Origin of the sequence: Xanthomonas sp. 3075 (assembly GCF_014197275.1) — a bacterium.
Classification (GTDB): Bacteria; Pseudomonadota; Gammaproteobacteria; order Xanthomonadales; family Xanthomonadaceae; genus Xanthomonas; species Xanthomonas campestris_B.
This window is the reverse complement of record NZ_JACIFI010000022.1, coordinates 33320-59205: the sequence shown is the minus strand read 5'-3', so window position 1 is coordinate 59205 and position 25886 is coordinate 33320. Positions and strand designations below refer to the sequence as shown.

22 protein-coding genes and 1 pseudogene are annotated in these 25886 nt (G+C 65.8%); 20 read left to right on the top strand and 3 right to left on the bottom strand.

Annotated features, from left to right (window positions below; all coding sequences use genetic code 11):
- Positions 1-116 precede the first annotated feature (116 nt).
- The 6 genes from GGR62_RS17525 to hemC all read left to right on the top strand — a co-directional run bounded on the left by GGR62_RS17525 (position 117) and on the right by hemC (position 8085).
- Positions 117-1766, top strand: coding sequence for a M28 family metallopeptidase (locus tag GGR62_RS17525; protein ID WP_184409122.1), 1650 nt, complete (start codon positions 117-119; stop codon positions 1764-1766).
- Positions 1767-2414: 648 nt separating this feature from the next.
- Positions 2415-4352 carry a glucans biosynthesis glucosyltransferase MdoH gene (gene mdoH, locus GGR62_RS17520; protein WP_184409121.1) on the top strand — a complete coding sequence of 646 codons (1938 nt, stop codon included), beginning with the start codon at positions 2415-2417 and terminating at the stop codon, positions 4350-4352.
- Between the two features lie 149 nt (positions 4353-4501).
- Positions 4502-5167 carry an alpha/beta hydrolase gene (locus GGR62_RS17515; protein ID WP_184409120.1) on the top strand — a complete coding sequence of 222 codons (666 nt, stop codon included), beginning with the start codon at positions 4502-4504 and terminating at the stop codon, positions 5165-5167.
- A gap of 4 nt (positions 5168-5171) precedes the next feature.
- On the top strand, positions 5172-6224 hold the full coding sequence (locus GGR62_RS17510; RefSeq protein WP_184409119.1) for a sensor histidine kinase: 1053 nt from the start codon (positions 5172-5174) through the stop codon (positions 6222-6224).
- A 30-nt stretch (positions 6225-6254) separates the two neighbouring features.
- Entirely contained in the window at positions 6255-6986 is a 732-nt protein-coding gene (locus GGR62_RS17505) for a LytTR family DNA-binding domain-containing protein (RefSeq protein WP_184409118.1), read from the top strand.
- A gap of 184 nt (positions 6987-7170) precedes the next feature.
- The gene (hemC, locus tag GGR62_RS17500; protein WP_184409117.1) at positions 7171-8085 is read left to right on the top strand and encodes a hydroxymethylbilane synthase; all 915 of its coding nucleotides are present in this window, start codon (positions 7171-7173) and stop codon (positions 8083-8085) included.
- Between the two features lie 153 nt (positions 8086-8238).
- On the opposite strand, the gene GGR62_RS17495 is transcribed toward hemC, so the two are convergent.
- Positions 8239-9039, bottom strand: coding sequence for a DUF481 domain-containing protein (locus GGR62_RS17495; RefSeq protein ID WP_184409116.1), 801 nt, complete (start codon positions 9037-9039; stop codon positions 8239-8241).
- Between the two features lie 291 nt (positions 9040-9330).
- Between GGR62_RS17495 and GGR62_RS17490 the strand changes: the two genes are divergently transcribed.
- Positions 9331-10296, top strand: coding sequence for a YafY family protein (locus GGR62_RS17490; RefSeq protein WP_184409115.1), 966 nt, complete (start codon positions 9331-9333; stop codon positions 10294-10296).
- Between the two features lie 294 nt (positions 10297-10590).
- Here the strand turns inward: GGR62_RS17490 and GGR62_RS17485 are convergent, their stop codons facing one another.
- Positions 10591-11160 carry a lipocalin family protein gene (locus tag GGR62_RS17485; protein WP_184409114.1) on the bottom strand — a complete coding sequence of 190 codons (570 nt, stop codon included), beginning with the start codon at positions 11158-11160 and terminating at the stop codon, positions 10591-10593.
- Between the two features lie 287 nt (positions 11161-11447).
- Between GGR62_RS17485 and GGR62_RS17480 the strand changes: the two genes are divergently transcribed.
- From GGR62_RS17480 to GGR62_RS20975, 5 genes and pseudogenes are all read left to right on the top strand, one after another.
- Positions 11448-11759: a hypothetical protein gene (locus GGR62_RS17480; RefSeq protein ID WP_184409113.1), complete on the top strand. Its 312-nt coding sequence runs from the start codon at positions 11448-11450 to the stop codon at positions 11757-11759.
- 70 nt (positions 11760-11829) lie between these two features.
- Positions 11830-13923, top strand: a complete 2094-nt coding sequence (locus tag GGR62_RS17475) for a prolyl oligopeptidase family serine peptidase (RefSeq protein WP_184409112.1) — start codon at positions 11830-11832, stop codon at positions 13921-13923.
- Positions 13924-14193: 270 nt separating this feature from the next.
- Entirely contained in the window at positions 14194-16287 is a 2094-nt protein-coding gene (locus tag GGR62_RS17470; protein WP_184409111.1) for a prolyl oligopeptidase family serine peptidase, read from the top strand.
- A gap of 117 nt (positions 16288-16404) precedes the next feature.
- The gene (locus GGR62_RS17465; RefSeq protein ID WP_260306262.1) at positions 16405-16884 is read left to right on the top strand and encodes a hypothetical protein; all 480 of its coding nucleotides are present in this window, start codon (positions 16405-16407) and stop codon (positions 16882-16884) included.
- Positions 16885-17082: 198 nt separating this feature from the next.
- Positions 17083-17358, top strand: a pseudogene (locus GGR62_RS20975) (AAA family ATPase); the annotation flags it as partial.
- Positions 17359-17646: 288 nt separating this feature from the next.
- Here the strand turns inward: GGR62_RS20975 and GGR62_RS17455 are convergent.
- Complete coding sequence (locus GGR62_RS17455; protein WP_184409109.1) at positions 17647-18831, bottom strand: pyridoxal phosphate-dependent aminotransferase; 1185 nt, start codon at positions 18829-18831, stop codon at positions 17647-17649.
- 108 nt (positions 18832-18939) lie between these two features.
- On the opposite strand from GGR62_RS17455, the gene GGR62_RS17450 reads away from it, so the two are divergent.
- The 8 genes from GGR62_RS17450 to hslV all read left to right on the top strand — a co-directional run bounded on the left by GGR62_RS17450 (position 18940) and on the right by hslV (position 25859).
- Positions 18940-21078 carry a S9 family peptidase gene (locus tag GGR62_RS17450; protein ID WP_184409108.1) on the top strand — a complete coding sequence of 713 codons (2139 nt, stop codon included), beginning with the start codon at positions 18940-18942 and terminating at the stop codon, positions 21076-21078.
- 147 nt (positions 21079-21225) lie between these two features.
- Positions 21226-21624: a YbaN family protein gene (locus GGR62_RS17445; protein WP_184409107.1), complete on the top strand. Its 399-nt coding sequence runs from the start codon at positions 21226-21228 to the stop codon at positions 21622-21624.
- A 39-nt stretch (positions 21625-21663) separates the two neighbouring features.
- Complete coding sequence (locus tag GGR62_RS17440) at positions 21664-21900, top strand: lipoprotein (protein ID WP_184409106.1); 237 nt, start codon at positions 21664-21666, stop codon at positions 21898-21900.
- Positions 21890-22744, top strand: a complete 855-nt coding sequence (gene dapF / locus GGR62_RS17435; RefSeq protein ID WP_184409105.1) for a diaminopimelate epimerase — start codon at positions 21890-21892, stop codon at positions 22742-22744. The genes GGR62_RS17440 and dapF overlap by 11 nt, the downstream gene beginning before the upstream one ends.
- Entirely contained in the window at positions 22741-23412 is a 672-nt protein-coding gene (locus tag GGR62_RS17430) for a DUF484 family protein (RefSeq protein ID WP_184409104.1), read from the top strand. The genes dapF and GGR62_RS17430 overlap by 4 nt, the downstream gene beginning before the upstream one ends.
- Positions 23413-23493: 81 nt before the next feature.
- On the top strand, positions 23494-24396 hold the full coding sequence (gene xerC, locus GGR62_RS17425) for a tyrosine recombinase XerC (protein WP_184409103.1): 903 nt from the start codon (positions 23494-23496) through the stop codon (positions 24394-24396).
- Positions 24397-24633: 237 nt separating this feature from the next.
- The gene (locus tag GGR62_RS17420; RefSeq protein WP_184409102.1) at positions 24634-25107 is read left to right on the top strand and encodes a DUF1203 domain-containing protein; all 474 of its coding nucleotides are present in this window, start codon (positions 24634-24636) and stop codon (positions 25105-25107) included.
- A gap of 200 nt (positions 25108-25307) precedes the next feature.
- Positions 25308-25859 (top strand): ATP-dependent protease subunit HslV, encoded by a 552-nt coding sequence (gene hslV / locus GGR62_RS17415; RefSeq protein WP_011038588.1) that lies wholly within the window; start codon positions 25308-25310, stop codon positions 25857-25859.
- Positions 25860-25886: the final 27 nt, after the last annotated feature.

The following is a 25886-nucleotide window of genomic DNA, read 5'->3' as shown; positions in this document are numbered from 1 at the left end:
CGTGCCATCGCCATCGCATGCATCGGCCGCTGCCTTGCACCCGATCGAGCGCCGCACTGGCTACACTCCAGTGCTGTTTCCGACACGATCTGGGTGCTGCAGTGAAGCGAACCGTGATGACACGAGGTGCAATGGGCGTTCTGGCAATGGCGGTCTCGACCGCATCGATGGCGGCAACGCCGACCTTCGATGGCGCGCGCATCTCGCGCGACGTCAAGGAACTGGCCTCCGACGCCTATGAAGGCCGTGGCCCGGCCACCGCCGGCGAGGACAAGACCATCGCCTACCTGAGCAAGCAGTTCGCCGCTGCCGGCCTGCAGCCGGGTGGCGACCTGACCGACGGCAAGCGTGCATGGACCCAGGCGGTGCCGCTGCGCCGCGCCGACATCGTCGGCACACCGACCATCGCCCTGCAGAACGCCGGCAAGCCGCAAGCGCTGACCCAGGGCAAGCAGATCGCCATCCGCGCCGCGCTGGATGGGTCGTCCAACGTGGACATCGCCAACGCGCCGCTGGTGTTCGTCGGCTACGGCGTCAAGGCGCCGGAACGCGACTGGGACGACTTCAAGGGCGTGGACCTGAAGGGCAAGATCGCGGTGGTGCTGATCAACGACCCGGATTTCGAAACCGGCAAGGGCGCCTTCGACGGCGCCGGCATGACCTACTACGGTCGCTGGACCTACAAGTACGAAGAAGGCGCGCGCCAGGGCGCGCTCGGTGTGCTGGTGGTGCACGAAACCGCGCCGGCTTCCTATGGCTGGGACACGGTGGCCAGCTCCAACACCAACACCATGTTCGACGTGGTGCGCGACAACCCGCGCGCCGCCCATCCCACGCTCGAAGGCTGGATCCAGCGCGATCTGGCGGTCGATCTGTTCAAGCACGCCGGGCTGGATTTCGACGCCTTGAAGAAGCAGGCGCAGACACGCGGCTTCAAGCCGGTCGAGCTCAAGGGCCAGCGTCTGAGCGCCAGCTACCAAGTCAAATCCGACGTGATCACCTCGCATAACGTGGTGGCGCGGCTGGACGGCAGCACGCATCCGAACGAGACGCTGATCTACAGCGCGCACTGGGATCACATCGGCGTGGGCAAGCCGGATGCACGCGGCGACACCATCTTCAACGGCGCGCTGGACAACGCCAGCGGCACTGCCGCCCTGCTGGAACTGGCGCGTGGTTTTGCCACCGGCCCCAAGCCGGAGCGCTCGGTGGTGTTCCTGGCCGTCACCGCCGAGGAAAAGGGCTTGCTGGGCTCGGAGTTCTACGCCTCCAAGCCGCTGTATCCGCTGGACACCACCGTGGCGGTGATCAACATGGACGGCATGAACCCGTTCGTGCCCTCGCGTGACTTCGGCATCTACGGCACCGCCAAGCTCGAATTGCTCGACCAGCTCAAGGCCGTCGCCGGTCAATCGAAGCTGCGCTACACGCCCGATCCCAAGCCGCAGGCCGGGTATTTCTTCCGCTCCGATCATTTTTCCTTCGCCAAGCGCGGCGTGCCGGCGCTGTCGTATGCGTCGGGGCAGGACTGGGAAGTGGGCGGCGTGGCTGCCGGCAAGGCCGCCTCCGACGACTACACCGCCAAGCGATATCACCAGCAGGGCGACGAGTGGAAGCCGGATTGGACCTTCGCCGGCGCCGCGCGCGATCTGGGCGTGCTGTACGCGCTGGGCCAGCAGCTGGCCGATTCGCGTCAATGGCCGAACTGGAGCAGCGATTCGGAATTCCGCGCCACCCGCGATGCCAGCGCGACCGCGCGCAAGTAAGCGCTCGCACAGCGGCTGCACCAGCCGACGCCTTCTCCCCGGTGCGGGGAGAAGGGAACGCGCCATGTCCAATGAAGGCGCGTGCATCTGCGTCGAACGCCATCAATGTGTATCAGCCAATGTGTATCAGCGCGTGCGCTCGTAGCGCCGGCGCCCGTTTTGGTCGCCCGGCGCCCTGTCTGAGGTGCAGCAATCTCGCTGCAATGCGCTGCGCGCCTGCTGCCCGCGCTCGCCGGCGATACCGCCGACCACACGCTGCGGCAGCGTGGATGGCACGCCACTTGCAGCGGATTTGCAGGACGACATAGTTCACGGCCCGTGACAGCGCATGCGGCAGGCTGCAATCTGTTGGGGTTATGTTCGGTCGTTGCATCGTAGTCTGCCGCGCGGTCTTCGTCGGGAGGGACGACGATCGCACCGCGACCAGCGTTCCTTTAACGGTCGATTCTTTAGGATGAGCCGCGACGTCGTGTCGCAGCCAGGAGAGCTTGTGCATCGGAGTGGTTTCATAGCTGCCAATACCGTGACGCGGTCGCGCATCGTCGGGTTCGCCCATATGACGGTGCTGGCGGCAGCATCGCCCTGTGTCGCAGGGATGGACCTTCCGTTTCCGCCCGCACTGTCGCCCGCGTGCGGCGGGCAGCCTTGATGGACGGCACCGTGACCCTTCCCCCCGCATCCACTGCATTGCCCCCCGTTTCCGCGCTCGACGCCGGCCAGCCCACGCTGCCGCCAGAAGCGCCGCTGGCGATGCCGGAACAATCGCTGCGCGAAGGCCAGCTGCAGGTGCCGCACCAACGCACTTCGCCGCCGGGCATCGGTCTGCGCCGCTTCTATCTGATCGGCGGCACCTTCGCCACCACCGCCGTCGCGGTGTGGGTGATGCTCAGCGTGCTGTGGCCCGACGGCATCAGCGTGCTGGAAGGCTGCCTGCTGGGCCTGTTCGTGCTGCTGTTCGCCTGGATCGCGATGTCCTTTGCCAGTGCGGTTGCCGGTTTCATCACCGTGGTGGCACGTGCCGGACGCAAGCTCGGCATCGACCCGGATGCGCCGCTGCCGACCCTGCACACGCGCACCGCATTGCTGATGCCCACCTACAACGAAGACCCGCGCCGGTTGCTGGCCGGTCTGCAGGCGATCTACGAATCGGTGGCCGAAACCGGCCAGCTGGAGCATTTCGACTTCTTCGTGCTCAGCGACACCACCCGCGAGCACATCGGCCACGCCGAAGAACTGGTCTACAACCAGCTGTGCGATCGCGTCGATGGACACGGCCGCATCTTCTATCGCCGCCGCGCCGACAATGCCGCCCGCAAGGCCGGCAACGTCGCCGATTGGGTACGCCGTTTCGGCGGTAGCTACCCGCAGATGCTGATCCTGGACGCCGACAGCCTGATGACCGGCGACAGCATCGTGCGGCTGGTCGCCGGCATGGAAAACAACCCGGATGTGGGCCTGATCCAGACCCTGCCGGCAGTGGTGAACGGGCAGACCCTGTTCGCCCGCATGCAGCAGTTCGGTGGTCGCGTGTACGGGCCGATCATCGCCTTCGGCGTGGCCTGGTGGCATGGCGCCGAGAGCAATTACTGGGGCCACAACGCGATCATCCGCACCCAGGCCTTCGCCGACCACGCCGGGCTGCCGTCGCTGCGCGGGCGCAAGCCGTTCGGCGGGCACGTGCTCAGCCACGATTTCGTCGAAGCGGCGCTGATGCGTCGTGGCGGCTGGGCCATGCACATGGTGCCGTATCTGCAGGGCAGCTACGAAGAAGGCCCGCCCACGCTGACCGACCTGCTGGTCCGCGACCGCCGCTGGTGCCAGGGCAACCTGCAGCACGCCAAGGTGGTGGGCGCCAAGGGCCTGCACTGGATTAGCCGCATGCACATGATGATCGGCATCGGCCATTACTTCACCGCACCGATGTGGGGCATGTTGATGCTGATCGGGATCGGCATTCCGCTGGCCGGTGCCGGCATCGATCTGGCCCAGGGCCTGCCGTTCTCGCCGGCGCGCTATTGGCACGGCAGCAGCGATGGCAATGCGATCTGGATCTTTGCCTGCACCATGTTCGTGCTGTTGGCGCCCAAGCTGCTCGGCTACATCGTGCTGCTGTTCAACCCGCGCGAATTGCGCGCCTGCGGCGGCGCGATCCGCGCGATGCTGAGCATCCTGCTGGAAACCGTACTGGCCGCCTTGATGGCGCCGGTGGTGATGTACCTGCAGTCGCGTGGCGTGTTCGAAGTGCTGGCTGGCAAGGATTCGGGCTGGGATGCGCAGGTGCGCGACGACGGCAAACTGGCGTGGTCGGCGTTGTTCCGCAGTTATGGCGGCCTGACCGTGTTCGGCTTGTTCATGGGTGCGGTGGCCTACACGGTGTCGCCATCGCTGGCGGCCTGGATGGCGCCGGTCATCGTGGGCATGGCCTTGTCGATTCCGGTGGTGGCGCTGACCTCGTTGCGTCGTACCGGCCTGGGCCTGCGCCGCGCAGGCATCTTCTGCATTCCAGAAGAGCTCGACCCGCCCAAGGTGCTGGTACGCGCGGCCGAATTGCGCCGTGCCGCCGCGCTGGAGCCGTCGCTGGTCTGAGCGTGGCGCCAGGCGCGTGGCGCGAGCCGTGCATGGCGCAAGGCCGGCCGCGACATGCGCCTGGCGGGTCGGCGCGTGCCGCCCGCCCGGCCCATGATCGGGCAGAGCGCGCGTGCAAGGCATAATGCCCAGCCCCCAAGCGGAGCTGGATGATGCTGGAAGTGATCGAACGCGAGACCGGAGCGAACCCGCAATGGAGCGTGCTGTGGCTGCACGGCCTGGGCGCCGATGGCAGCGACTTCGCCCCGATGGTGCCGGAACTGGTGCGTCCGCACTGGCCAGCGCTGCGCTTCGTGTTTCCGCATGCGCCGATCCGGCCGATCACCATCAACAACGGCGTGCGCATGCGCGGCTGGTACGACATCGTCGGCATGGATTTCGCCTCACGCGCGGACAAGGCCGGCATCGCCGACTCGGTGGCCCAGGTCGAGGCGTTGATCGCCCATGAGCAATCGCGCGGCATCGCGCCCGAGCGCATGCTGCTGGCCGGGTTCTCGCAAGGCGGTGCCGTGACCCTGGCCGTCGGATTGCAGCGCAGCGTGCCGCTGGCCGGGCTGATCGCGCTGTCGACCTATCTGCCGGACCCGGCCGCAGCGGCCAGCCAGTTGCAGCCGGCCGCCACCCGCCAACCGGTGTTCATGGCCCACGGCAGCGCCGACCCGGTGGTGCCGTTCGCTGCCGGTCAGCAGAGCATGCAGGCCCTGCGCACGCTCGGCTTCGAACTGGACTGGCACACCTACCCGATGGGTCACCAGGTCTGCCTGGAAGAGATCGAGGCGCTGCGCAACTGGATGCAGGCGCGCTTCAGCGCCTGAGTCCATGGCTGCCGGCGCGCCGCAGATTGCCTGGATGCCGGACCTGTGCCGGCTGCCACGGCTGGGCGCGATGCTGGGTCTGGCCGAGCTGGTGGTGCTGGTGGTGACACTGGTGCCCGACGCCGGCATGGCGCGCAGCATCACGCTGTCGCGCTTCGTCTCTGCCAGCGGCCTGGCGCTGTGGTTGGCGCTGGCGGTCACCGTGTTGCTGTGCGTGCTGCGGCCACGGCTGTCGCAGTTGCCGCCCCGGCTGGGTGGGGCGGTTGCCTTGCTGATCGCTGCGATGGTGGCGGTGCTCGGCGCAGGCGTGGTGCATTCCCTGTTCGCGGTACTCGCACAGGAGTCGTTGCAGCCACGCGCCGGCTTCTGGCGTTTCACCTTGGGCAGCGCCGCCACCGTGGTGCTGATCACCGCGCTGGCACTGCGCTATTTCTATGTCAGCGACCGCTGGGAAGCCCAGGTGCAGGCCAACGCGCGTGCCGAAGCCGACGCCTTGCAGGCGCGCATCCGCCCGCACTTTTTGTTCAACAGCATGAATCTGATCGCCAGCCTGTTGCGCCGCGACCCGGTGGTGGCCGAGCAGGCGGTGCTGGATCTGTCGGATCTGTTCCGCGCCGCGCTCGGTGCTGGCGAAGGCCTGTCGACCCTGCGCGCCGAATGCGAACTGGCCGAGCGCTACCTGGCCATCGAATCGCTGCGCCTGGGCGAACGCCTGCAGGTGCGCTGGCACCGCCAGGAGCCGTTGCCGTGGGAGCTGCCGATGCCGCGCCTGGTGCTGCAGCCGCTGGTGGAAAACGCCGTGCTGCACGGGGTCTCGCGCATGCCCGAGGGCGGCACGCTGTACCTGTCGTTGCGCCAGCGCGGCAACCAGTTGCAGATCCGTCTGGTCAATCCGGCGCCGCAACCGGGCACGCAGCTGCCGTTGCTGGCCGGTGCCGGGCATGCGCAGGCCAGCATCTCGCACCGGCTGGCGTTTCAGTTTGGTGCCGGCGCACGGATGGCGGCCAGCTGGGCCGACGGCTACTATGCCTGTGAGATCACATTGCCGCTGCCGTGACGGGGAGTCGCCGCAGCGAGGGGGATGTCCATGACGGCCACGCAAGTACGGGTGCTGATCGCTGATGACGAGCCACTGGCGCGCGAGCGCCTGCGCATGCTGCTGGGCGTCCATCCACAGGTGGAGGTGATCGGCGAGGCCGAAAACGGCCAGCAGGTGCTGCAGCAGTGCGAACACCTGCACCCGGATCTGGTGCTGCTGGACATCGCCATGCCCGGTGTCGACGGTCTGGAGACCGCGCGGCTGCTGCGCCAGAGCCAGCCGCAGCCGGCGGTGGTGTTCTGCACCGCCTACGACCAGCATGCCTTGTCCGCCTTCGATGCGGCCGCGCTGGATTACCTGATGAAACCGGTGCGCCCGGAACGTCTGGCCGCCGCACTCGAACGCGTCGCCACCTTCCTGGCCGGGCGCCCGCCCAGCGTCGCGCCACGGCCCCTGCGCACCCATCTGTGCGCACGCTTGCGCGGCAGTCTGCGGCTGATCGCCATCGGCGACATCCGCTACCTGCAGGCCGAAGAGAAGTACGTCATCGTCCACCACGCGCGCGGCGAGGACCTGATCGAAGAGTCGCTCAAGTCGCTGGAAGACGAATTCGCCGACCGCCTGGTGCGCATCCACCGCAATTGCCTGGTCGCCCGCGACGAGCTGGTGGAGCTGCGCCGCAGCGGCGATGGCCAGGTGCACGCGGTACTGCGCAACGTGACGCAGCCGCTGGAAGTGAGCCGCCGCTGCGTGGCCAGCCTGCGCGAGCAACTGCGCTAGAGCGTGTGGGGTCCTCGCACCGGCATGCGTTGGTCGCCCGCGGCGCGCCGCCGGCGACCCAGGCTGGTGGACTGCGCAAGGCACCCAACCCGGTCCCGGCGCGCCACCGGCCGCGCCGGCAGTCCCCAGCGTGCGGGCCACGCAGCAGGTAGGCGTTACACGCCCTGTCCGTGATAATGGCCGAATGACCACGCTCCGCATCGCCACCCGCAAAAGCCCGCTTGCCCTGTGGCAGAGCGAACACGTCGCCGCCGCCCTGCGCCAGCACCACCCCGGCCTGGAGGTCGTGCTGGTGCCGATGAGCACGCGCGGCGACGAAGTGCTGGACCGCTCGCTGGCCGCGATCGGCGGCAAGGGCCTGTTCCTGAAGGAGCTGGAGCTGGCGATGCTGCGCGGCGATGCCGATTGCGCAGTGCACTCGCTCAAGGACGTGCCGATGGAGCTCGATGCGCCGTTCGTGCTGCCGGCGATCATGGAGCGCGGCGATGCGGCCGACGCGCTGGTGTCCAATCTCTACGCCAGCCTGCAGGCCTTGCCATTGGGCGCACGCGTGGGAACCTCATCGCTGCGTCGTCAGGCGCAGCTGCGTGCCACGCGCCCGGATCTGGAATTGATCGACCTGCGCGGCAACGTCAATACCCGCCTGGCCAAGCTCGACAACGGCGGCTACGACGCCATCGTGCTGGCCTGCGCCGGTTTGCAGCGGCTCGGGTTGGACGCACGCATCAGTGCGCGGCTGGATGCACCGCAGTGGCTGCCAGCGCCGGCCCAGGGCGCGGTGGCGGTGGAATGCCGTGGCGACGATGCACGTATCCACAGCCTGCTGTCGGTGCTGGACGCCGGCCGCACCCGCGCCTGCGTGGAAGCCGAGCGGGCCATGAACCGCGCGCTGCACGGCAGCTGCCATGTACCGGTGGCTGCGTTCGCGCGCTGGGAAGGCGAGGGATTGTTCCTGCAAGGCATGGTCGGCAGCGCCAGCGATGGCCGTCTGATCCACGCGCAGGGCCACGGCAGTGCCGAGGACACCGAGGCGCTCGGCCGTCGCGTCGCGCAAGGCTTGTTCGACAAGGGCGCTGCGCAATTGCTGGCAGAGCTGTAACGCCGGTAGCGCTGCCGCAACCGGCGCGCCGGCCGTCTCTACTGGCCCGCACTGCGCTCGCAGCGCCTGTCTATCCAGTCAGCAGCGGGTTGGTCGTGAGAGGCGTCCGGGAAAGCCACCCGCGGCCGAGCCGCTGCTGCAGGACGCAATCGCTTACTTGAACGTATAGACCAGGTTGACCGTGGTCAGCGTATCGGTTTTCGCGTCGCCGTCGCTGACCTCGCTGTTGTGGCGCATCTGCCATGCGGCCTTGAGCGCGAAATGCGAATTCATGCTGACCTGCACGCCGAAATCGTTCTGCGCGTACGTGTTGTATTCGCCCGATTCCACCAGCAGCGTGTTGGTCAGGTCGGTGTTGTCGGTGATGGTGTACTTGAGGTCGAACAGGCCGCGCCCGATCAGGCCGGTTTCGTTGCGGTCTTCGTCGCTGTTGTGCGCACGGCGGATACCCGGACCGATCTGCGCATCCAGAGAGAAACGATCGGCGTCGATCAGCCGCGTGCCGTAACCGATACCGAAGGTGGCCAGGCGGTCGTAGGTGGCGAAGTCGTCGTGTTCGTAACGGCCGGTGGCGGTGAGCTGGCGGTGTTCGCCCAACTGCAATGCGCTGCCGGCGCTGCCGGTGTAACGCTCGGCGGTGGTCTGGCGCTCGCGCTCGGTGCTGCCGTCGTCGTTGGTGTTGGTGTATTCGGAGCTGGAGCGTAGTGCGGTGGCGTCCAGGCTGTGGATCCAGTCGCCATCGGTGTAGCGCAGGCGCACGCGGCCGTTGAGGCTGTCGGTGGTGCTGTTGCCGTGGGCGGCGGCATAGCCGAGCTCGCCGCTGCTCCCGCTCCACGGCGAGGGCATCAGCGCCGCGGCAGGATCTGCCGGCGCTGGTGCAACTGCCTGGGCCCAGACGGTGGGCGTGATCAACAACAGAGGCAGCAGGGCAGACAACGGGGCACGGCGGGGCATGGGCGGCTCGCTTTGGAGGGCAGGGCAAGGGGGTGGAAGCGATTTCATGATAACGGACTGAGCGGCGACGTCATGGTCGGGTGAACACGCGGCTTCATTGGCGGTTCGGGCGCCGACCACCGAATCCGCGCGATCGGCGTATTCAGGCCGCTCGCAGGCCATCTCGTCCGTCGCGCACTGTCGCCATGCGACCGCCAGGATCGACCCATCCTGGGCCGCCAGGCCGCCCCGGCACTGCCGCCATCCGGTCACGCTCACCCCAGCGCGCAAAGACTCGGACATAATCGACGCATGGACCGTTACGAACGCATCAACACCCTGCATCGCTTGCTCAAGTCGGCACGCTACCCGGTCACGGTGGCGCGGCTGCAGGATGAGCTGAGCTGTTCCCGCGCAACCGTGTATCGCGATCTGGCGTTTCTGCGCGATGCGCTGATGGCGCCGGTGGAAGGCGATGGCGAATCGGGGTTCCGCTATCTCTCCGGCGAGAGCGACCGCTTCGAGCTGCCCGGCCTGTGGCTCAGCTCGGAGGAACTGCATGCGCTGCTGGCCTCGCAGCAATTGCTCTCGCGTACCGGCGGCGGGGTGTTGTCCTCGATGCTGGCGCCGCTGCAGCAACGCATCGAAGGGCTGCTGGCGGCCCAGGCCGGCGTGTCGCAATGGCCGGTGGACCGGGTGCGGGTGATTCCGCATCGCGGCCGCAAGCTGGACGAAGCCAGCTTCCGCACCGTTGCCTCGGGTGTGCTGGAGCGCAAGCAATTGAGCTTCGACTACCGCGCCCGTTCCACCGACGAATCGACCAAGCGCACCGTTTCGCCGCAGCGCATCACCCACTACCGCGACAACTGGTACCTGGACGCCTGGGACCACGGCCGCGATGGCGTGCGCAGCTTTGCGGTGGATCGCATCAACCACGCGCGCCTGCTCGAAGCGGTCCCGCGCGATGTGCCAGACAGTGAGCTGGACGAACAACTGGCGGCCAGCTACGGCATTTTTTCCGGCGCGCCCAAGGGCTGGGCCACGATCGTGTTCAGTGCCAAGGCCGCGCGCTGGGTCGCCGACGAGCATTGGCATTCTAAGCAGCAGGGACGCTTTCTGGCCGATGGCCGTTACGAACTCAAAGTGCCGTACAGCAACTCGCGCGAACTGCTGATGGACGTGCTGCATTACGGCTCGGATGCGGAAATCGTCGAGCCGGTGTCGCTACGCGAGCAGGCCAAGGCGCTGCTGTCGCTGGCGCTGAGCAATTACGACTGAGCGCGGCGTGCTGCGTGAGCCAGTGGCGGTCAGGAGATTTCCGGGTCGCGGTGGCCACGGCGGTGAATGCGTGGCGGGCATGTTGTTGGCGACTGCCTGCGGCTGACGACGCAATGCGATCAGCCGCAGCGCTGTGAGCACGCTGCGTGACCAGCACCCTGCAGGGTCGGACCCACAGGCGCGCCCTTCGGTCCACGCGGTGCAGGATGCGTCCTTACGTGCGTGCCGCTGTGACCGGCGTGACCGCACCCTGGACCCTGAGCGGCGGCGGACCTGCGATGCTGCCGACCGGTCTTAGCGCTTGTTGGGGACTTCAAACCCCAGGCGGTCCACCTGCTCGGGGAGTTGCGGCACGCGCTTGAGCTTGTCGGTGTAGATGGAATACTCATCGCGCATCTTGTCGACCAGCAGGCGGTACTGATCGCGGCTCATGTCCGGCTTGCGCGCGAAGATCCAGGCCAGGTCGCGGCCTGGGTAGGAAATCAGCATCCACGACCCGTCGGGCGCGATTTCCAGAATGCGTTGCTTGGCCGGGATCACCTTGTAGAACCATACCCGCCAATTGCGATTGCCGCTTTCCGCATCCACCGATGCGCGCGCGTTGACCTCTTTTTCCGGCTCGCCGAAGCCGTCGCGGTACAGATAGCGCACGGCGATCTTGCCGTCTTCGACCAGGGTGTATTCGTCGCGGCTGGTGACATGGCCGCGTTCGACCGCATTGGGCATGCGTGCGATCACGTACCAGGTGCCCATGATCTTGGACAGATCGATCGCCGGTTCGTTGGCGGGCCTGTCCTTGGCATGTGCCACGGGCAGGCCGAGGACGAATAGAAAAGCGAGGGCGATCGTAACGGTCAGGCGCATCGCAACATCACAAAGGGGCAGTTGGAGCAGCACACTACCGCATGCAGGGGGCAAGTTCGCGTCAATGGTCGTGTCTGGCGGCGGCAACTGCGCCCTGCGCGGCAGGAAGTCGTCCGAATTCAGGCCCGCCAGGGCGCGCCGGCGACGGCCGGGCCGTCGTTGGGATCAGGATGGACCCTGCCGCGCACATGATCGGCCGCGTTGGCGGACAGGTCGCAGTCGGTGAGATGGACACCGGCAATGCTGGCGACCTGTTCCGATCTTTCCTTCTGCCACGGAGTGCCGCCATGTCGCATCGCCTTTCCCGTCGTTCCGAAACCCCCGATCCGCGTGTACTGCGCCCGGTGCGGCAGATCGCCCTGGCCGGGCTGGCCCTGGTGCTGGTCTGGCCGGCTGCGCGCGGCCACAGCGAATGGATCGGCTGGCTGCCGCTGTGGCTGGTCGGGATGCCGATGCTGGCCTGGTGGAGCCTGCATCGGTTTGCTTTGCCCGGCTTCGCAGAGCGTGGCATGCGCCGTGTTGCACCCAGGCGTCGCGGACCGCAAGCACGGCGCCGGCGCGTCGTTTCGCGTGCAGCGACACGGCTACGCGCCGCCTGATCAGCGCACGGCAAGCGTGCGTTGGGGGCGTGCTACGGTTGGGTCCGTTAATTCGCTCCCGGAAGCGCCCATGTCCAAGTTTGTCTCGGTATGCCTGGTCACCAGCCTGATCGTTGCTGGCGGCGTCTGTGCAAAAGACCGTACAAGTTCCCGCGACATCTATCTCTGGCTGGAAGACGTCACCGGTGCCAAGGCCCTGGCCTGGGTCAGGACGCAGAATGCCCGGACCGAAGCCCGGCTGGCCGCGAGCCCGGGCTTCAAACAAATGGAATCCAGCATCCGTGAAGTGCTGGACTCCGACGCGCAGATTCCGTTCGTGCGTAAGGACGGCGAGTATTACTACAACTTCTGGCAGGACAGGCAGCACGAGCGCGGGATCTGGCGGCGCACCACGTTGGACGAGTACCGCAAGGCTTCGCCGAACTGGGAAGTCGTGCTGGATCTGGATGCGCTCAACAAGGCCGAGGGCGAGAACTGGGTCTGGCATGGCGCCGACTGCCTGCGGCCCGACTATCGGCGCTGTCTGATCTCGCTGTCGCGCGGGGGCGCCGATGCGCACGTGACCCGCGAGTTCGACATGGTCGCCAAGCAGTGGGTCAAGGACGGTTTTTTCCGACCGGAGGCCAAGGGTGAGCTGAGCTGGATCGACCAGGACACGGTGTATGTGTCTACCGATTTCGGCCCCGGTTCGCTGACCGGCTCCGGCTATCCACGTATCGTCAAACAGTGGAAACGCGGTACCCCGTTGCGCGCGGCCACGACCGTCTACGAGGGTGTGCCGGGCGATGTCGATATCTCGGCGGTGCACGACGATACGCCGGGGTTCGAGCGTGATTTCGTGTATCGCGCGCTGCAGCTCCACAGCAGCGAGATGTATCTGCGCAAGCAGGACGGCACGCTGGCCAAGATCGATGCCCCGGACTCGTCCATCAAACGCGTCAAGCGGGAGTGGCTGACGCTGCAATTGCGCGATCCGTGGACGGTCGCCGGCAAGACCTACAAGGCCGGTTCGCTGCTGGCCACGCGCTTCGACGACTTCATGGTCGGCAAGCGTCGGTTCGACGTGCTGTTCGAGCCCACCGACACCACATCGTTGGACAGTGTCATCTGGACCCGTTCGCATCTGGTCATGAATGTGCTGGACGACGTCAAAAGCCGCCTGAGCGTGGTGACTCCATCGCCGCGCGGCTGGACCAGGAGTGCCTTCGTCGGCGCACCGGCATTCGGCAGCGTCCAGGTGAGGGCAGTGGACGAGGACGACAGCGATGCGGTGTGGCTGTTTGCGACCGACTACCTCACGCCCACGACGCTGTCGTTGGCGCAGATCGGCAGCGCACCGATGCCATTGAAGGCCTCGCCTGCATTCTTCGATGCCAGCAAGCAGACGATCGAGCAGCAGTTCGCGACCAGCAAGGACGGTACGCGCGTGCCGTATTTTCTGGTGCGTCCCAAGACGTTGGCGCTGGACGGCAGCGCGCCGACGCTGATCTACGGATACGGCGGCTTCGAAGTCTCGTTGACGCCCGAATACTCCGGCAGCCTGGGCCGAGCCTGGTTGGACAAGGGTGGCGTCTACGTGGTGGCCAATATCCGGGGCGGCGGCGAATACGGCCCGCGCTGGCACGATGCCGCGCTCAAGCAGAACCGCCACAAGGCCTACGAGGACATGGCAGCTGTTGCCGAAGATCTGGTCGCGCGCAAGATCACCTCAGCCAGGCATCTGGGCGTGCAGGGCGGCAGCAACGGCGGCTTGATGGCCGGCAATATGCTCATGCAGTATCCGCAGTTGTTCGGTGCGGTGGTGGTGGATTCGCCATTGCTGGATATGCGGCGCTACAGCCATCTATTCGCCGGCGCGTCGTGGATGGGGGAGTACGGCAATCCGGATACGGACGATTGGACCTTCATCCGGACCTTCTCGCCCTATCACTTGTTCGATCCGCACAAGACCTATCCGCCGGTGATGTTCACCACCTCCACGCGCGACGATCGGGTGCATCCGGCGCATGCACGCAAGCTGGCGGCGAAGATGATTGATGCCGGCAAGGACGTGGCGTATTACGAGAATATCGAGGGTGGCCACGGCGGTGCAGCCGATAATGCACAGGAGGCGTATCTGGAGGCGCTGCAATACAGCTTCCTCTGGCAACGCTTGTCCCAGTAGTGCGGGCCAGTAATCTGGCGCCGATGCCGATGCCGATGCGTGAGGCATCGGCACTGCGCGTGGGACGATGCTCCACGCCCCGTGAGACCGTAGCGTTTCCGTCGTCGCCTGACCCGTTAGCGCACAACCAACCGCGCGGTCGTTGTCGTCGACACACAGCGTGAGGTTGGTGGCCGCTCGTGTGCCGGCGCGCGCAACCTGACCTTCGGCAGGGGGAAGCCTGCGCGCCGCTGTGCTACGTTCCGGGCGTTAGTTCTCCCGGAAAATGTCATGTCCAAGTTCGCCTCGATCTGCCTGGTTGCCGGCCTGATCACCGCTGGCGCCGTCTCTGCAGAGGAAACCGCCGTGTCCAACGATCCCTACGCCTGGCTGGAAGATGTCACCGGCGCCAAATCGCTTGACTGGGTCAAGGCCCAGAACGCCAAGACCGAAGCGCGCCTGGCCACCACGCCGGCGTTCAAGCAGATGGAAACCAGCATCCGCGAGGTGCTGGACTCGGACGCCAAGATTCCCGGCGTGCAGAAGATCGGCGAGTACTACTACAACTTCTGGAAGGACAAGCAGCATGAGCGCGGCCTGTGGCGGCGCACCACGCTGGACGAATACCGCAAGCCGGCGCCCAAGTGGGAGACGGTGCTGGACCTGGATGCGCTCAACAAGGCCGAAGGCGAGAACTGGGTCTGGCACGGCGCCGACTGTCTGCGCCCGGACTACCAGCGTTGCCTGATCGCGCTATCGCGCGGCGGTGCCGATGCCGATGTCACCCGTGAGTTCGATCTGGCCGGCAAGCAGTGGGTCAAGGACGGCTTCTTCCGTCCAGAATCCAAGGGCGGGCTGGGCTGGATCGACAAGGACACCGTCTATGTGTTCACCGATTTCGGTGCCGGCACGATGACCAGTTCCGGTTATCCGCGCGTTGCCAAGCAGTGGACGCGCGGCACGCCGTTGAGCGCGGCCAAGGTGGTGTACGAAGGCAAGCCGACCGACATGTACATCGCCGCGATGCACGACGATACGCCCGGCTACGAGCGCGATTTCGTCAGCCGCACGCTGGCCTTCTACAACGACGAGCTGTATCTCAAGGGCGCCGACGGCAAGCTGGTCAAGCTGGATCTGCCCAACTCGGCCAGCAAGTCGGTCAAGCGGCAGTGGCTGACGCTGGAGCTGCGCGAGCCGTGGACCGTGGGCGGCAAGACCTACAAGGCCGGCTCGCTGCTGGCGACGCGGTTTGACGACTTCATGGCCGGCAAGCGCAGCTTTGAGGTGCTGTTCGAACCGACCGACAACAGCTCGCTGGCGGGCGTGGCGTGGACCAAGTCGCACCTGGTGCTGAACGTGCTGGAAGACGTCAAGAACCGCCTGAGCGTGATCACGCCCTCGCAGGATGGCTGGAAAAAAAGCGCCTTCGTCGGTGCGCCGGCTTTCGGCACCGTCGATGTCAGCGCGGTGGATAGCGACGACAGCGACGCGCTGTGGCTGACCGTCACCGACTACCTGACCCCGACCACCTTGTCGTGGGTGGAGGTGGGCGCCGCGCCGCAGCCGCTCAAGACCATGCCGGCGTTCTTCGATGCCAGCAAGGACACCATCGAGCAGCACTTCGCCACCAGCAAGGACGGCACCCGCGTGCCGTATTTCCTGGTGCGCCCCAAGGCGCTGAAACTCGATGGCAGCGCGCCGACGCTGCTTTACGGCTACGGCGGTTTCGAGATCTCGATGACGCCGAACTACTCCGGTGGGTTGGGTCGCTCCTGGCTGGAAAAAGGCGGCGTCTATGTGGTGGCCAACATCCGTGGCGGCGGCGAATACGGCCCGCGCTGGCACCAGGCCGCGCTCAAGCAGAACCGTCACAAGGCCTACGAAGACATGGCCGCAGTGGCCAAGGATCTGGTCGCGCGCAAGATCACCTCGACCAAGCATCTGGGCGTACAGGGCGGCAGCAATGGTGGCCTGATGACCGGCAACATGCTCACCCAGTATCCGGAGCTGTTCGGCGCGGTGGTGGTACAGGTGCCGCTGCTGGACATGAAGCGTTATAGCCATCTGCTGGCTGGCGCCTCGTGGATGGCCGAATACGGCAACCCGGATACCGACGACTGGAAGTTCATCCAGACCTTCTCACCTTATCACCTGTTCGATCCGAAGAAGACCTACCCACCGGTGATCTTCCTCACCTCCACGCGCGACGACCGCGTGCATCCGGGCCACGCGCGCAAGATGGCGGCCAAGATGATCGAGGCCGGCAAGGACGTGACCTACTACGAGAACATCGAGGGCGGCCACGGCGGTGCGGCCAACAATGCGCAGGCAGCGCACATGGCGGCGCTGGCCTACAGCTTCCTGTGGGAGCGTCTGGCCGACTGAGGCGCCGGCTACATGCGGCATGCATGATGCGTCGCGCGACACGAGGCCGCTGGCAGTACGCAGCGGCCTCGTGTCGTTCAAGCGCATGTTGAACGTGGACGTGACGGAGCGCGATCGATGTTGGTAGTGATGATGGCGTTGGCGGTCAGCGGTTGCGCGGTGGAGAACGCGCGCTATGTGTTGCGCGACGATGCCGGCGTGCAGGCAGAGTTTCATGCGGTTGCCAGTGGCCCGCAGTGGCCGGCGCAGCTGGCAGTGCGCGTGCATGCCACGCGGACCGGGGTGAATGCCTGGTTTCTGCCATGGAGTGGTGGCAGTGACGGCAGTCAGCACCTGGCCTCCACCACTGATGTGACCGCACCGGGATGGCAACCGCCGGATCCCGACGGCGGGCCGCGCCCGCTGGGCGATATCAGCTACATCGGCACCGATGCGGGCTATCGCGTCTTGAGCGAGGTTCCCCGCCTGGGCACGCCGGCACCGGCACATTTTCTGTTACCGGATTTGCGCGAAGCGCTGTGGTATCGGGCAGGCGCAGATCAGCGGCAACAGGTGGCCCGGCAGTTTTTCGATCTGGTTGGCTGCGTGTCACGGTGAGCCTGCTGTGCGATGTCACCATCGCACGCAGGTTTTCTGGCAGGCAATGCCAGTGCCGCGTATCCGTCGGTGGCCGCAACAAGCGCTGGTGCAGACAGCAAGAGGAGCCTTGGACATGCTTGGAGCGGCGCAATGAAACTGGATGATCTCGGTCCACGGATCTGCATCCTCGGGCCTTCCAATAGCGGTAAATCGACCATGGCGCAGGCGATCGGGCAGGCGCGCGGCTGCCTGCCTGTCCATCTCGACCAGTTGCAGCATTTGCCCAATACCGCCTGGACGCCGCGGCCCAGGCAGGATTTCATGGCGCTTCACCACGCTGCAATCGCCCAAGAACAGTGGGTGATGGATGGCAACTATCTAGGCTGTCTTGCGCAACGTCTGGCGCGTGCCACCGGCCTCATCGTGTTGGATGTGCCCATCATCACCAGTGTGCTCCGCTATCTGAGACGGAGCTGGTGCGAACCTCACCGTAGCGGTGCGCTGGAAGGCGCCAAGGATCAGGTCACCTGGGCAATGCTCCGCCACATTGCAATCGTTGAACGTCGTAAACAAAGGGAACTGTCGATGTTGGTTGACGCGGTGGCCTTGCCGAAGATCGTATTGCGCACAACAAGCGCTATCGACCGGTTCTATTTCTCCGAACGATTGCAGCGACCAAGCTAATGCATGCAGCCTGTTTTCAGGCAGTCTTTTTCAGGCAAGCGATGCTGCGCCCAGGCAAGCGTTCCGGCAGGCGAACCTTGTTGATGCAATAACGACCTACAACCGCTTCAACCCACGCGCAATCCGTTCCACCGCCTGCTCCAGACGCGGCAGGCTTTGCGTATAGGCGATGCGCACGTGCTGATTGGCGCAGTGGTGGCCGAAGTCGATGCCGGGGGTGAAGGCGACATGTTCGGTCTCCAGAAAGTGCGCGCAAAACGCCTGCGCATCATCTGAAAACCCGCTGATGTCGGCATACAGATAAAAGGCGCCTTGCGGTTCGACTGCAATATCGAAGCCCAGCGCACGCAAGGCCGGCAGCAGGTAATCGCGGCGTTGCTGAAATTCGGCGCGGCGCGCTTCGAAGATGGCGATGCTGGCGGGCGTGAAGCAGGCCAGTGCGGCGTGCTGGGCGATGGTGGACGCGCTGATGTAGAGGTTCTGGGCGAGTTTTTCCAGGTCCGGCACCGCCTCGGGCGGGGCGATCAACCAGCCCAGGCGCCAGCCGGTCATGCCGAAATATTTGGAAAAACTGTTCAGGACGAAGGCACCATCGTCCACTTCCAGCACGCTGTGCGCGTCCATGCCATAGGTCAGGCCGTGGTAGATCTCGTCCACCACCAGATGGCCGCCGCGCGCTTGCAGCGCCTGCGACAACCCGGCCAGCTGCGCGCGCGACAGCACGCTGCCGGTGGGATTTGCGGGCGAGGCCACCAATGCGCCGACGCTGTCGGTGTTCCAGCAGGTCTCGACCAGGCCTGGCGTGAGTTGGTAGTCGGTGTCTGCGCCCACCGGTACCAGTTGCGCGGCGCCCTCGACCAGGCGCAGGAAGTGGCGGTTGCACGGATAGCCGGGGTCGGCGAGCAGCCAGTGTTTGCCCGGGTCGACCAGCAGGCTGCTGGCCAGCAGGAGCGCGCCGGAACCGCCGGGTGTGACCAGGATCCGTTCCGGATCGACAGCGCAGCCGTAACGCTGCGCATAAAACTCCGCAATGGCGGTGCGCAGTGCGGGAAGGCCGCGTGCGGCGGTGTAGCGGGTGTGCCCGGCGGCCAATGCAGCCTGTCCGGCCGCAACGATCGGCGCGGCGGTGGTGAAGTCCGGTTCGCCGATTTCCAGGTGGATCACATCGTGGCCGGCCTGTTCCAGCGCATTGGCGCGCGCCAGCAGCGCCATCACATGGAATGGCGCGATCTCCTGGCTGCGGCGGCTATAGCGTGGAATGTGCGAATGTATGGAGTCCATGGCGAAGAGGATAGAGCAGCATGACCTCGGGCACATGACGCTCCCCGGCATCCCTTCCACACTCCGCTGCTGGGATGGCATTGCGTTCATCCAACGGACCCCAATCTGATGAAATCTGTCCTCTCTTTTTTGATCGCCAGCCTGATGATCACCTCTGTCTCTTCCGCCTTCGCCGCTCTCCCGTCGCCGCCGGACGTAGCCAAGCATCCGCATGTGGTCAAGACCCCGTTCGGTGCCACCCGCAACGACGACTACTACTGGTTGCGCGACGACAAGCGTAAGGACAAGGCGATGCTGACCTACCTCAAGGCTGAAAACGCCTATACCGATGCGGTGATGGCGCCGCTCAAGCCGCTGGAAGACACGCTGTACACCGAGATCGTCGGGCGTATCAAGCAGGACGATGCCAGCGTGCCGTACCGCGAGCGTGGCTACTGGTATTACACGCGCTTCGAGGCTGGCAAGGACTACCCGATCCAGGCGCGCCGCGAGGGCAGCATGGACGCGCCGGAACAGGTCCTGCTCGACGTCAACCAGATGGCGCAGGGCAAGGGCTACTTCAGCGTCGGTGATGCCGAGGTCAGCCAGGACAATCGCACCCTGGCCTGGGCCGACGATGCGGTGGGCCGTCGCCAGTACACGATCCGTTTCAAGAATCTGGACACCGGCGAGATCTATCCCGATACCGTGGAAGGCGTGTCGCCCAACGTGGTGTGGGCCGACGACAACAAGACCCTGTTCTATGTCGAAAACGACCCGGAAACGCTGCTGACCGTGCGCGTGAAAAAACATGTCCTGGGTACGCCCTCCAAGGATGATGTGCTGGTGTACGAGGAAAAGGACGACAGCTTCTACATCAGCATCGGCCGTACCCGCGACGACAAGTACATCGTGATCGGCGTGGAAAGTACGGTGTCGTCCGAGTCGCGCTATGCGCCGGCCGACAATCCTGAGCGTTTCACCTTGCTGGCCAAGCGCGAACGCGATGTGGAGTACCACCCCGAGCATTTCGATGGACGTTGGGTGATCCGCACCAATGCCGATGGCGCCAAGAACTTCAAGCTGGTGACCGCGCCCACCGATGCGACCACGCGCAAGCAGTGGACCGACTGGGTGGCGCACGATGACGGCGTCTATATCGAAAATTTCGAGTTGTTCGATGGCTTCACCGCCATCGAAGAGCGTTCCGGTGGCCTGGAGCGCGTGCGTCTTCAATTCAACAGTCCGCACGGTGGGCGGGCTCTTGCGGGGGAACCGCAATATGTCAAGGCCGATGAGCCTGCGTACTCGATGGGCCTGTCGGTCAACTCCGAGCCGGACACCGCCTTGTTGCGTTACAGCTATACCTCGCTGACCACGCCGGCGGCGACGTACGAGCTCAATACGCAAACCGGCGAGCGCAAGCTGCTCAAGCAGCAGCCGGTGATCGGCTACGACCCCAGCAAATACGTTACCGAGCGCGTATGGGTGACCGCGCGTGACGGCGTCAAGGTTCCGGTGTCGCTGGTGTACAAGCAGGGCTTCAAGAAGGATGGCAGCGCGGCATTGTTCCAGTACGCCTATGGCAGCTATGGCATGTCGATGGACCCGGCGTTCAATCTGCCGGCGATCAGCCTGCTGGATCGCGGCGTGGTGTATGCCATCGCGCACATCCGCGGTGGTCAGGAAATGGGCCGCCAGTGGTACGACAACGGCAAGTTGCTGCACAAGAAGAACACCTTCACCGACTTCATCGACGTCACCCGCGGCCTGGTTGCGCAGGGATACGCGGCCAAGGACCGCGTCGCTGCATCCGGCGGCAGCGCCGGCGGCTTGCTGATGGGCGCGGTGGCCAACATGGCCCCGCAGGACTACCGCGTGATGGTCGCGCAGGTGCCGTTCGTCGACGTGGTCACCACCATGCTCGATGCCAGCATTCCGCTGACCACCAACGAGTACGACGAGTGGGGCAACCCGGAACAGAAGGCCTATTACGACTACATGCTGACCTACTCCCCGTACGACAACGTGACCAAGCAGGCCTATCCGGCGCTGTTCGTCGGCACCGGCCTGTGGGATTCGCAGGTGCAGTATTGGGAGCCTGCCAAGTGGGTGGCCAAACTGCGCGACGACAACACCGGTAACCTGCCCGTCGTCTTCCGCACCAACATGGAAGCCGGCCATGGCGGCAAGTCCGGCCGCTTCCGCCGCTACCGCGAACTCGCCGAATCGTATGCATTCGTGCTGGATCAGCTTGGTGTCAAGTAGCTGAGCGGCCGGGATTGGGGATTGGGGATTGGGGATTCGGGATTTGGGATTGGTAAGAGCGGCTGGCTCCACTCGAACCGGGGATGCTGAGCCCGTAACCGCCAACTCCCAGGCCACCTCGACGCCCACTGGCCGTATCATTTACCCATGACGCGACCGACTCGATTCCGCTGGGCCTGGTGGTTGCTGGCCTACGCCAGCCTGGCCACCGGCATCGTCGGGATCTTCGTGCCCGGTCTGCCGACGACCGTCTTCATTCTTATTTCCGCCTGGGCCGCCTCGCACGGCTCCGAGCGTCTGCATCACTGGCTGCTCTCGCACCCGCGCTTCGGCCCGTCCATCGTCGAATGGCAGACCTATCGCGCGGTCAGCCGCAAGGCCAAGTGGATGGCAACGCTCACCATGGTCATCTGCGCCGGCATCATGCTGTGGTGCGTGCCGGTGTTCTGGGTCAAATGCCTGTCGATCGGCAGCATGGCGGTGGTGGCAATCTGGCTGTGGCTGCGTCCCGAGCCGCCGCCGCGCGCGCTGCCGACCGCGCACTGAGCGCACGGCAGTCAGGGTGTTCTGGCTATACTTCGGAGCATGAGCATTCTGTCCCGACCATTCGTTCGTCTCGCACTGGTTGGTGCGACCTTTGTCCTGCTTGCCGCCTGCGGCAACAAGGGCCCGCTGGTGATGCCGCAGAAGCCGGTGCCGGTGGACGCCCAGCCCGCGCTGCCGCCGCCGGATGCGTCCTCGCCTGCGCCTGCGCCGGTCGACACCAATCCGCAGCCCGCGCCCACCACCGACCAGCCCGCTAGTAGCGGCAATGAGCGCTGACGGTCACAGCGGGCGTCTGCGCTTCACCAAAATGCATGGCGCCGGCAACGATTTCGTGGTGCTGGACCTGCGCGACGGTACGCCGCCGCCGGACGCCGGGCTGGCGGCACGTCTGGCCGATCGCCACTTCGGCGTTGGCTGCGACCAGATCCTGACCATCGCGCCTGCGCGTAGCGACGCGGCGGTGGCCGCGTACGGCATCTGGAACTCCGACGGCTCGGCCGCGCGCCAATGCGGCAACGGCGCGCGCTGTGTGGCGGCCTGGCTGGTGCGCGACGGCGCCGCGCATGGCGATGCGTTCGTCATCGACAGCCCGTTTACCGCGCACCGCGTGCAGCGTCTGGACGGCGGCAGCTATGCGGTGGCGATGGGCGTGCCGCAGTTCGAGCCCACCCAGATCCCGCTGGCCGGCTTTGCACACGCACGCGAGGAATACGCGCTGCCGGTGCACGGCGAAACCGTGCGCTTTGGCGCGGTGTCGATGGGCAACCCGCATGCGGTAGTGGAAGTCGGCCGGGTGGATGCGGCGCCGGTGGAGCGGGTCGGCGCCTTGCTGCAGCAGAACGCCGCGTTCCCCGATTCGGTCAACGTCGGCTTCGTGCAGGTGGTCGACCCCACACACGTGCGTTTGCGCGTATTCGAGCGGGGCGTCGGCGAAACCCTGGCCTGCGGCAGCGGTGCGTGCGCGGCGGCGGTGGTGCTGATGCAGCGTGGTCGTGTTGAGCGCGACGTACGGGTGTCGCTGCCCGGCGGCGAGTTGCGCATCCGCTGGGCTGGCGATCACCAGGAAGTGGTGATGTCCGGCCCGGCCGTGTTTGTCTTCGATGGAGAGTGGAACGGATGAGCGAGAACGTGGACAAACTGGGCGCGCACGACGTGGCGACGTGGTTGCGGCGTCACCCCACCTTCCTCAAGCAGTTCCCGGATCTGGCAGTGAGCTTGCTGGTGCCGCGCGACGACGGTCCGACCGCGTCGCTGGCCACGTATCAGCTGGAAGTGCTGCGCGACAAGAACCGCGAGCTGTCGCGGCGCCTGCACGAGCTTGGCCACAATGCGCAGGACAACGAGCGGCTGGCGGTGCGGACGCATCAATTGACCCTGGCGCTGATGCGCCAGACCAGCGCGGCCGACACGCTCAAGGCGATGGCTGCCTCGCTGGCGGAAGATTTCAACGGCGAACTGGTACGGCTGGTGTTGCTCAAGCCGGTCGCAGGCCTTGAAGCAGACTGGCTGCAGAGCATCGCCGCCGACGACGCACGGCTGGCCCCGTTCCGCGATTGCCTGAAAGACGGCGAGCCGATCTGCGGCCGCCTGCAGGCCGAAAAACATGCGTTGCTGTACGCCGAACACGCGGCGGACGTGCAATCCACCGCGTTGCTGCCGTTGCCCGGTATCGGCCTGATTGCGGTCGGTAGCAGCGATGCCAATCGCTTCTATCCCGGCATGGGGACGCTATTCCTGCGCATGATGGGCGAGTCGTTGAGCGTGGCACTACAACGCTTCGACGCATGATGCATCCGGCAGATCGCGCCGGCGCGTGCGATCTGCGGTGGATCGCCACGCCGATGATCGCGCCGCAGCGAGGGCTCTGACGTGTCGTCTGTCGAGGATTTCCTGGCGTATCTGCAGGTGGAGCGGCAGGTATCCGCGCACACGCTGGACGCCTATCGGCGCGATCTGGCCGCACTGCTGGGTTGGGCGGCCGAGCAGAAGAGCCAGGCGGGCGTGCAGCTGGATGTTGCGCAGCTCGATAGCACGCAATTGCGCCAGTTTGTCGCGGCCGAGCATCGACGCGGGCTGTCGCCCAAGAGCCTGCAACGTCGTCTGTCGGCGTGCCGCAGTTATTACGCTTGGTTGCTCAAGCATGGCCGCATTGCGGCCAGCCCGGCGGCGGCGCTGCGTGCGCCCAAGGCACCACGTAAATTGCCGCAGGTGCTGGATGCCGACGAAGCGGTGCGCCTGGTCGAAGTACCGACCGATGCGCCGCTGGGCCTGCGCGATCGCGCCTTGCTGGAGTTGTTCTATTCGTCCGGGCTGCGCCTGAGCGAGCTGTGTGCGCTGCGCTGGCGCGATCTGGATCTGGACAGCGGCTTGGTGATGGTGCTCGGCAAGGGCGGCAAGCAGCGCCTGGTGCCGGTGGGGTCGCATGCGATCACGGCGCTGCGCGCGTGGCTGCGCGACAGCGGCGGACGTGCCGACACGCATGTGTTTCCAGGCCGCGCCGGCGGCGCGCTGTCGCAACGCGCCGTGCAGATCCGTATCAAGCAACTGGCGGTGCGCCAGGGCATGTTCAAGGACGTGCATCCGCATATGCTGCGGCACAGTTTTGCCAGCCATATCCTGGAATCCTCCGGCGATCTGCGCGGCGTGCAGGAATTGCTTGGTCATTCCGATATCGCCACCACGCAGATCTACACGCATCTGGATTTCCAGCATCTGGCCAAGGTCTACGACGCCGCGCATCCGCGCGCCAAACGCAAGAAGGCTGTGGAGTGAGCGGCCGGGCGTGGCGAACAAGGGCGGGCATGTCGTTGCGAGACTGCTGCCGGCCTCGCTACAGCCGGGAGAGCGGCTCAGCCAGGTGATGCGCGTGCATCAGTGGCCTGTGCACGTTGCGGCGGTGCCAATGTGCAGGACTGGCCGAAGGTGTATGCACGTGTGTCGTGTCCGAAGACGGCGAGCATATGCCGCAGGCGCGCGTCACCTTGTGCTTCCATTCCTTGGAAGATCGCCATGGCCGCGTTTCGTCTGACCGGACTCGATCCGGCCCTGTTCACCCACTTGCACGTCCTCGACGACGCGGCGCTGGCAAGCCATCAGGCGGTGCGCGTGATCGCCGATGCCGATCGTGGCTTTCCATGCCGCGTCAGCCTGCAGGATGCGGCTGCAGGCGAACTGCTGCTGTTGTTGCCCTACCTGCATCAGCCCGCCGACGCGCCCTATCGCGCCAGCGGGCCGATCTTCGTGCGCGTTGCGGCGATGCCGGCGCAGTTGGAAAACGATGCGGTGCCGCTGGCGATCCGTTCACGGCTGATATCGTTGCGTGGCTACGATCATCGCGACCACCTGGTCACCGCCGAGGTATGCGAAGGGGAAGCGGTCGCAGCATGGTTGCGGCAGTGTCTGGATGACCGGCAGATCGCCTACGTGCATCTGCACCACGCACGCCAGGGGTGTTACGCGTGCCGTGCCGATCGTGTGACGTGAATCGCGCAGGCCCAAGGTAGTGCGCAAGCATGCGGGCAGTGGCCGGACGCGTTGATTCATCGCACGCGTTGCCAGCCGCTCCAGGCACCGGCTGTGGCGCGCCTTGGCACGCGTCGGCAGTGCGCGCTGCGGCGCATCGTCGCAGCGCGCTTGAACCCGGCAGGGGCGTCCCCACCTCATTGGAAACCCCCGGAGGACCCATGGACCCCAGCCAGAATCCCAACGTCGTTCACGCCACCACCATCATTTCCGTGCGCCGTGGCGGGCATGTCGCCGTCGCCGGCGATGGCCAGGTGACGCTTGGCCACACCGTGATGAAGGGCAACGCACGCAAGGTGCGCCGGCTCGGCCGCGACGGTCAGGTGCTGGCCGGCTTCGCCGGTGCGGCCGCCGATGCGTTCACCCTGTTCGAATTGTTCGAAGCCAAACTCGACAAGCATGGGCAATTGACCCGTGCCGCCGTGGAGCTGGCCAAGGATTGGCGCACCGAGCGCCGCCTGGGCAAGCTCGAGGCATTGCTTGCCGTGGCCGATAAAGAGACCTCGCTGATCATCAGCGGCACCGGCGATGTGATCGAACCGGAAGACGGCATCATCGCCATCGGCTCCGGCGGCTCGTACGCCTTGTCGGCCGCGCGCGCGCTGCTGGCGCACACCGAACTCGACGCCAAGACCATCGCCACCGAAGCGATCAACATCGCCGGCGATATCTGTATCTATACCAATCGCAATGTGGTGGTCGAAGAACTGTGAATCGGGAGTGGGGAATCGAGAATCGCA

Coding starts and splice junctions, on each gene's coding strand:
- GGR62_RS17525 (WP_184409122.1), top strand. CDS start 117: ATGACACGAGGTGCAATGGGCGTTCTGGCAATGGCGGTCTCGACCGCA.
- mdoH (WP_184409121.1), top strand. CDS start 2,415: ATGGACGGCACCGTGACCCTTCCCCCCGCATCCACTGCATTGCCCCCC.
- GGR62_RS17515 (WP_184409120.1), top strand. CDS start 4,502: ATGATGCTGGAAGTGATCGAACGCGAGACCGGAGCGAACCCGCAATGG.
- GGR62_RS17510 (WP_184409119.1), top strand. CDS start 5,172: ATGGCTGCCGGCGCGCCGCAGATTGCCTGGATGCCGGACCTGTGCCGG.
- GGR62_RS17505 (WP_184409118.1), top strand. CDS start 6,255: ATGACGGCCACGCAAGTACGGGTGCTGATCGCTGATGACGAGCCACTG.
- hemC (WP_184409117.1), top strand. CDS start 7,171: ATGACCACGCTCCGCATCGCCACCCGCAAAAGCCCGCTTGCCCTGTGG.
- GGR62_RS17495 (WP_184409116.1), bottom strand. CDS start 9,039: ATGCCCCGCCGTGCCCCGTTGTCTGCCCTGCTGCCTCTGTTGTTGATC.
- GGR62_RS17490 (WP_184409115.1), top strand. CDS start 9,331: ATGGACCGTTACGAACGCATCAACACCCTGCATCGCTTGCTCAAGTCG.
- GGR62_RS17485 (WP_184409114.1), bottom strand. CDS start 11,160: ATGCGCCTGACCGTTACGATCGCCCTCGCTTTTCTATTCGTCCTCGGC.
- GGR62_RS17480 (WP_184409113.1), top strand. CDS start 11,448: ATGTCGCATCGCCTTTCCCGTCGTTCCGAAACCCCCGATCCGCGTGTA.
- GGR62_RS17475 (WP_184409112.1), top strand. CDS start 11,830: ATGTCCAAGTTTGTCTCGGTATGCCTGGTCACCAGCCTGATCGTTGCT.
- GGR62_RS17470 (WP_184409111.1), top strand. CDS start 14,194: ATGTCCAAGTTCGCCTCGATCTGCCTGGTTGCCGGCCTGATCACCGCT.
- GGR62_RS17465 (WP_260306262.1), top strand. CDS start 16,405: ATGTTGGTAGTGATGATGGCGTTGGCGGTCAGCGGTTGCGCGGTGGAG.
- GGR62_RS17455 (WP_184409109.1), bottom strand. CDS start 18,831: ATGGACTCCATACATTCGCACATTCCACGCTATAGCCGCCGCAGCCAG.
- GGR62_RS17450 (WP_184409108.1), top strand. CDS start 18,940: ATGAAATCTGTCCTCTCTTTTTTGATCGCCAGCCTGATGATCACCTCT.
- GGR62_RS17445 (WP_184409107.1), top strand. CDS start 21,226: ATGACGCGACCGACTCGATTCCGCTGGGCCTGGTGGTTGCTGGCCTAC.
- GGR62_RS17440 (WP_184409106.1), top strand. CDS start 21,664: ATGAGCATTCTGTCCCGACCATTCGTTCGTCTCGCACTGGTTGGTGCG.
- dapF (WP_184409105.1), top strand. CDS start 21,890: ATGAGCGCTGACGGTCACAGCGGGCGTCTGCGCTTCACCAAAATGCAT.
- GGR62_RS17430 (WP_184409104.1), top strand. CDS start 22,741: ATGAGCGAGAACGTGGACAAACTGGGCGCGCACGACGTGGCGACGTGG.
- GGR62_RS17420 (WP_184409102.1), top strand. CDS start 24,634: ATGGCCGCGTTTCGTCTGACCGGACTCGATCCGGCCCTGTTCACCCAC.
- hslV (WP_011038588.1), top strand. CDS start 25,308: ATGGACCCCAGCCAGAATCCCAACGTCGTTCACGCCACCACCATCATT.